A 4,478-nucleotide genomic window follows, 5' to 3' on the forward strand; every position below is an offset into this window, starting at 1 on the left:
CTTACGTTCGGCGCGAGGTGGCGAATTTTCATGTTTTGCGAAACAAAGACGACGCCCGTTCAACATATGCGCAAAGGAAAGCAGAATTATGAAATTAAGAATGAACCAAGCAATAGCTCGTGCCGTAGCCGACGAGATGCGGGAAGACTCGCGAGTGATAGTTATTGGGGAGGATATCGCTGTAGCGGAGGGGCCATTTAAGACCTCAGAAGGTCTACTTGAAGAATTCGGGCCGAATCGTGTCAGAGACACACCAATTTCGGAGATGGGGTTTCTTGGGGCGGCAGTTGGCGCAGCGGCTACAGGCTTGAGACCAGTTGTTGAAATAATGTTTGTCGAATTTTTGGGTGTTGCATTGGATCAACTAGTTACTGAGGCAGCAAAGTTTCGTTATCTCTCCGGTGGGGCTTATGGCGCACCATTGGTTGTGAGAGCATCAGTTGGCGCGGGCTTAGGCTTTGGTGCTCAACATTCTCAGACTCTTGAGACTTGGCTCTATGCGACACCTGGTTTAAAACTCGTCGTTCCGTCTGGAGCACGAACGGCGTATGGTCTTGTGCGAGCAGCCATTCGAGATGAAAACCCTGTCGCAGTGTTTGAGCCCAGAGTTTTATATTCAGCGAGAGAAGAGGTCGTCATTGGAGAAGCGGGAATAATCAAAATTGGAACTGGGGAAATTCTAAATAAGGGCAATGATGTTACGGTCGTAGGTTTAGGACAAACAGTTGGTATCGCACTTGGGGCGATGCAAGAGACATCATTTACTGCTGACATTATTGACCTACGGTCTTTGATTCCTTGGGATCGAGAGCTGGTATGTGAGTCGGTAGCACGGACCGGTCGGCTCGTGCTAGTTGAAGAAAGCCCATTTTCTGGTGGCTGGGGAACAGAGATCGCATCGTATGTAGCGTCTGAATGCTTTAGTCAGCTCAAGGCACCTGTACTACGAATAACTTGCCCAGACACGCCAGTTCCGTATCCGCCTCACTTAGAGAAACGGTTTTTGCCGTCAGCGCCATATGTGCGTGAACAAATAGAGGTACTCGTTAGAACTAATAAGCCGGATAAGCCTTGGTGGATTAAAGAAGGGTATATGAAATGAGTTTGACCGAACAGTTGGAGCGTCGAAAGTGTTTAGCTGACCCGATAGCGCGCTGGGACAGAATGCTGGAAATTAGATTTTTCGAGGATCGCATTAAAGGGCTATTTGCAGAGGGCCTCGTGCACGGAACTACGCACACTTATCAAGGGCAGGAAGCCATTGCTATTGGAATCGCAATGACTCTAAGACCAACGGATAATGTCTGCTGCACATATCGGAGTCACGGAATCGCGCTCGCTTTAGGAATGACAACCGATTCTGTGCTTGGAGAAATTATGGGTAGAGCGGTTGGTTCAATTGGCGGAATCGGTGGCTCGATGCACCTTAGTGACTCTTCAATAGGTCTTTTGCCGACTTCGGCGATAGTTGGTGGAAGTATCCCAATCGCCACGGGTGCTGCATTGAGTGCTCAGGTTTTAGGTGAAGATAGGTGTGCGGTGGCAGTATTTGGAGATGGTGCAAGCAATATTGGAGCCTTTCACGAAGGACTAAATCTCGCTGCGGTTTGGAAACTTCCCGTCATCTTTGTATGTGAGAACAATGTCTATGGTGAATATTCGCGTATCAATTTGACAACTGCCGTTGAAGACATCGCTAAACGCTCTGAGTCGTATGCGATGCCAGCCGAAATAATAGACGGACAATCAATTGATGCGGTCTCACAGGGGTTAGAAAGAGCAGTCGCACGTGCCCGTTCGGGTGGGGGACCGACTCTTTTGGAGTTTAAAACATATCGCTACTCAGGTCACTCTCGAGCAGATGCTGGGCTCTACAGACCAGCGGGTGAACTAGATGAATGGTTGAAACGCGATCCGGTCGATCTTTATGAGCGACAATTAGTTGAAACAGGTCACCTGAGAAGTGAAGAAGCTCAGGCAATACGAAAAGAAGTTCAACAAAGAATCGATCAGCTTGTCGAACGTATAATTGCTAGTCCGCTGGCTGATGTGCCAGCAATGTTTAAAAATATTTCTATTGGAGGATGAGAATGAGTGAATTAATAAATTTGCCGCGACTAGGAGACACGGTAGACGAAGTTTTGATTTTGGAATGGCTGGTATCGGTAGGTTCGCAGATATCGCAAGGCGACCCGTTGGTGCGAGTTGAAACCGATAAAATTGAAGTCGATGTCGAATCGCCATTTTCAGGTGTGCTGGAGGAGATCTCAGTCAATGTAGGTGATGAGGTTAAAACTGGTTCTTTAATTTGTCGAATTATCAAAAGAGAGGAGATCTAATGAAAGCGAAATTCCAAACTCGAAAACTTGACGAGATGATCGAAGGTGCACTATCTGCATTGAAAAAGGGGGGCACAAGTGAGTTACCTCTAATTGATGGGCGAATCGTATCAGTTCACGCATCGCCAGCGAAGGGTTCTTCAGAGAAAATGGCAATGGGCGTAAGCGCACTTCCCGCAAATTACTCGACTCCTGTGCATAGCCATGAAGCAGAGGAATTTGCTTTGGTTATGAGAGGAGCAGGTGTGATTTCCGTTGACGGGGTGGATATTCCTGTGACAGCTGGATCAATTGTTACGGTTGCACCGAATATCCCACATGTTACAACTGCGAATTCGGATGGACCAATGGTTGTTTATTGGACATATAGTCCTGCAGGAAGTGAGTCTAGATGGGATCCAAAAGGAGAAAAGTAGTGGTTGCAAAGAAAACTGGAGTGCCTTCAAATAGGGTTTGGTCAAAAGTCGGCTATTCCCGAGCGGTGAGAGTTGGAAACCTAATTGAGATTGCTGGCTGCTCAAGCAGCGGGCCGAACGGCGAAATTCTGCATCCAGGTGATATGTATTTGCAGTCCAAGGAAGTAATAAAAATTATTGTCACAGCACTTGCAGAGCTTGGGGGAACTCCCGAAGACATAATTCGGACGCGGGTCTTTTTAACTGATATTTCCCAGTGGGAAGCTGCTGGACGTGCGCACGGTGAAGCATTTGCACACATGGAAGTACCTCCAGCAAGCGCATTTTATGGTGTGAATGAGTTACTGCACCCCGACATGTTGATAGAGGTTGAAGCAATGGCGATTATTACTGATGAAATTTAGTTCTTGAAATCTTGAGGCTCATATCTCTCTAAAAAAATTCAATTTTGCCGTAATTAGCGGCGATGGTATTGGTCCTGAAGTGACTCGTGAAGCACTGAAAGTGCTTGCTACAACTGATGTCAAATTTGATGTGAGACATTTTGATGTTGGCGGGGAGAGGTATCTAAGAGACGGCTATCTATTAAGCGATGCGACCATTGCAGAGCTTCGAAAATTTGATTCAATTATTTTTGGTGCAATCGGAGATCCGCGGATTGCACCAAGTATTCTTGAGCGCGGCATTATCTTGAAGTTGCGATTTGAATTAGATCTTTATATTAATGAGCGACCTGTCAAAGGGATTGCGCCTGGGCAGTCGAAATATCACGAATTCATTGTAATTAGGGAGAACACTGAGGGACCCTATGTGGGCGAGGGTGGGTCGCTCCGCCGTGATACCGATTTTGAAGTTGCAACGCAAGGAAGTGTCAACACGGCATTTGGTGTGGAGCGTTGCATCCGGTACGCGTTTGAAACTGCTAATAGTCGCCCTCGGCGACATGTTTCGCTTGTACACAAAACCAATATTCTTCAATTTTCGGGTTATTTATGGCAGCGTATTTTTGACAAAGTGGCTAAAGAATTTCCTAATGTGACAACTGCATATTTCCACGTTGATGCTGCCTGCATCTATTTAGTGAATGACCCGTTTCGTTTTGATGTTATTGTCACCGATAATTTATTTGGTGACATTATTACGGATTTAAGTGCAGCAGTAAGTGGTGGTATTGGCCGTGCGGCTTCATCGAATTTGAACCCAATGCGAACAGGTCCTTCACTGTTTGAACCAATCCATGGTTCGGCGCCAGACATAGCTGGCAAGGGTGTAGCAGACCCGACTGCAGCGATTCTTTCTATCGCAATGATGCTTGAATTCCTTGGCCAACAGAGAGCTGCGCAAATAATTATTGAAGCTTGTGAACCGGCCGTAGTTGGGAGTACTTCAGAGATTGGCAATGCTATTGCGCTACGAGTGAAAAGTCGCCAAATCTGACCTTTGGTTTTATTTAATTGCTTTGAGAAAAGCGTTAAACTTTTTTGTCGATCGGCACGTCGTTGTTCTGCATCGGGTAGGTGCCTGCCCTTATGAAGATTGAAGTTCTGCAACGAGTATCTCAATCGTGCCGATATGATTAGCGAGCAATAAGGGCGTGTAGCTCAGTTGGTAGAGCGCCACCTCGACATGGTGGAGGTCCCGGGTTCAAGCCCCGTCGCGCCCACAATTTATTTTTTGTCGACGATTGCTTGCGATTCGCGGGCCGCACCTTTGAAGATGCCTT

At 46.8% G+C, this 4,478-nt stretch carries 6 protein-coding genes and 1 tRNA gene; all 7 read left to right on the plus strand.

Features of this window, described 5'->3' with window-relative positions:
• Positions 1 to 88 precede the first annotated feature (88 nt).
• Positions 89 to 1,102 carry an alpha-ketoacid dehydrogenase subunit beta gene (locus O3A65_08805; GenBank protein MDA1332558.1) on the plus strand — a complete coding sequence of 338 codons (1,014 nt, stop codon included), beginning with the start codon at positions 89 to 91 and terminating at the stop codon, positions 1,100 to 1,102.
• On the plus strand, positions 1,099 to 2,088 hold the full coding sequence (locus O3A65_08810) for a thiamine pyrophosphate-dependent dehydrogenase E1 component subunit alpha (protein MDA1332559.1): 990 nt from the start codon (positions 1,099 to 1,101) through the stop codon (positions 2,086 to 2,088). Before O3A65_08805 ends, O3A65_08810 begins: the two co-directional genes overlap by 4 nt.
• A gap of 2 nt (positions 2,089 to 2,090) precedes the next feature.
• On the plus strand, positions 2,091 to 2,339 hold the full coding sequence (locus O3A65_08815; GenBank protein MDA1332560.1) for a hypothetical protein: 249 nt from the start codon (positions 2,091 to 2,093) through the stop codon (positions 2,337 to 2,339).
• Complete coding sequence (locus tag O3A65_08820) at positions 2,339 to 2,755, plus strand: cupin domain-containing protein (protein ID MDA1332561.1); 417 nt, start codon at positions 2,339 to 2,341, stop codon at positions 2,753 to 2,755. The genes O3A65_08815 and O3A65_08820 overlap by 1 nt, the downstream gene beginning before the upstream one ends.
• Positions 2,755 to 3,159, plus strand: coding sequence for a Rid family hydrolase (locus tag O3A65_08825; protein MDA1332562.1), 405 nt, complete (start codon positions 2,755 to 2,757; stop codon positions 3,157 to 3,159). Before O3A65_08820 ends, O3A65_08825 begins: the two co-directional genes overlap by 1 nt.
• Before the next feature lie 22 nt (positions 3,160 to 3,181).
• Positions 3,182 to 4,192, plus strand: coding sequence for a 3-isopropylmalate dehydrogenase (locus tag O3A65_08830; GenBank protein ID MDA1332563.1), 1,011 nt, complete (start codon positions 3,182 to 3,184; stop codon positions 4,190 to 4,192).
• 153 nt (positions 4,193 to 4,345) lie between these two features.
• A tRNA-Val gene (locus tag O3A65_08835) sits at positions 4,346 to 4,418 on the plus strand.
• Positions 4,419 to 4,478: the final 60 nt, after the last annotated feature.

It is taken from the genome of Pseudomonadota bacterium (assembly GCA_027624715.1).
Lineage (GTDB): Bacteria > Pseudomonadota > Gammaproteobacteria > Burkholderiales > Eutrophovitaceae > Eutrophovita.

Bases quoted from the DNA above. Each gene is read 5' to 3' on its own strand.
- O3A65_08815 (MDA1332560.1), top strand. From the start codon at position 2,091: ATGAGTGAATTAATAAATTTGCCGCGACTAGGAGACACGGTAGACGAA.
- O3A65_08820 (MDA1332561.1), top strand. From the start codon at position 2,339: ATGAAAGCGAAATTCCAAACTCGAAAACTTGACGAGATGATCGAAGGT.
- O3A65_08810 (MDA1332559.1), top strand. From the start codon at position 1,099: ATGAGTTTGACCGAACAGTTGGAGCGTCGAAAGTGTTTAGCTGACCCG.
- O3A65_08805 (MDA1332558.1), top strand. From the start codon at position 89: ATGAAATTAAGAATGAACCAAGCAATAGCTCGTGCCGTAGCCGACGAG.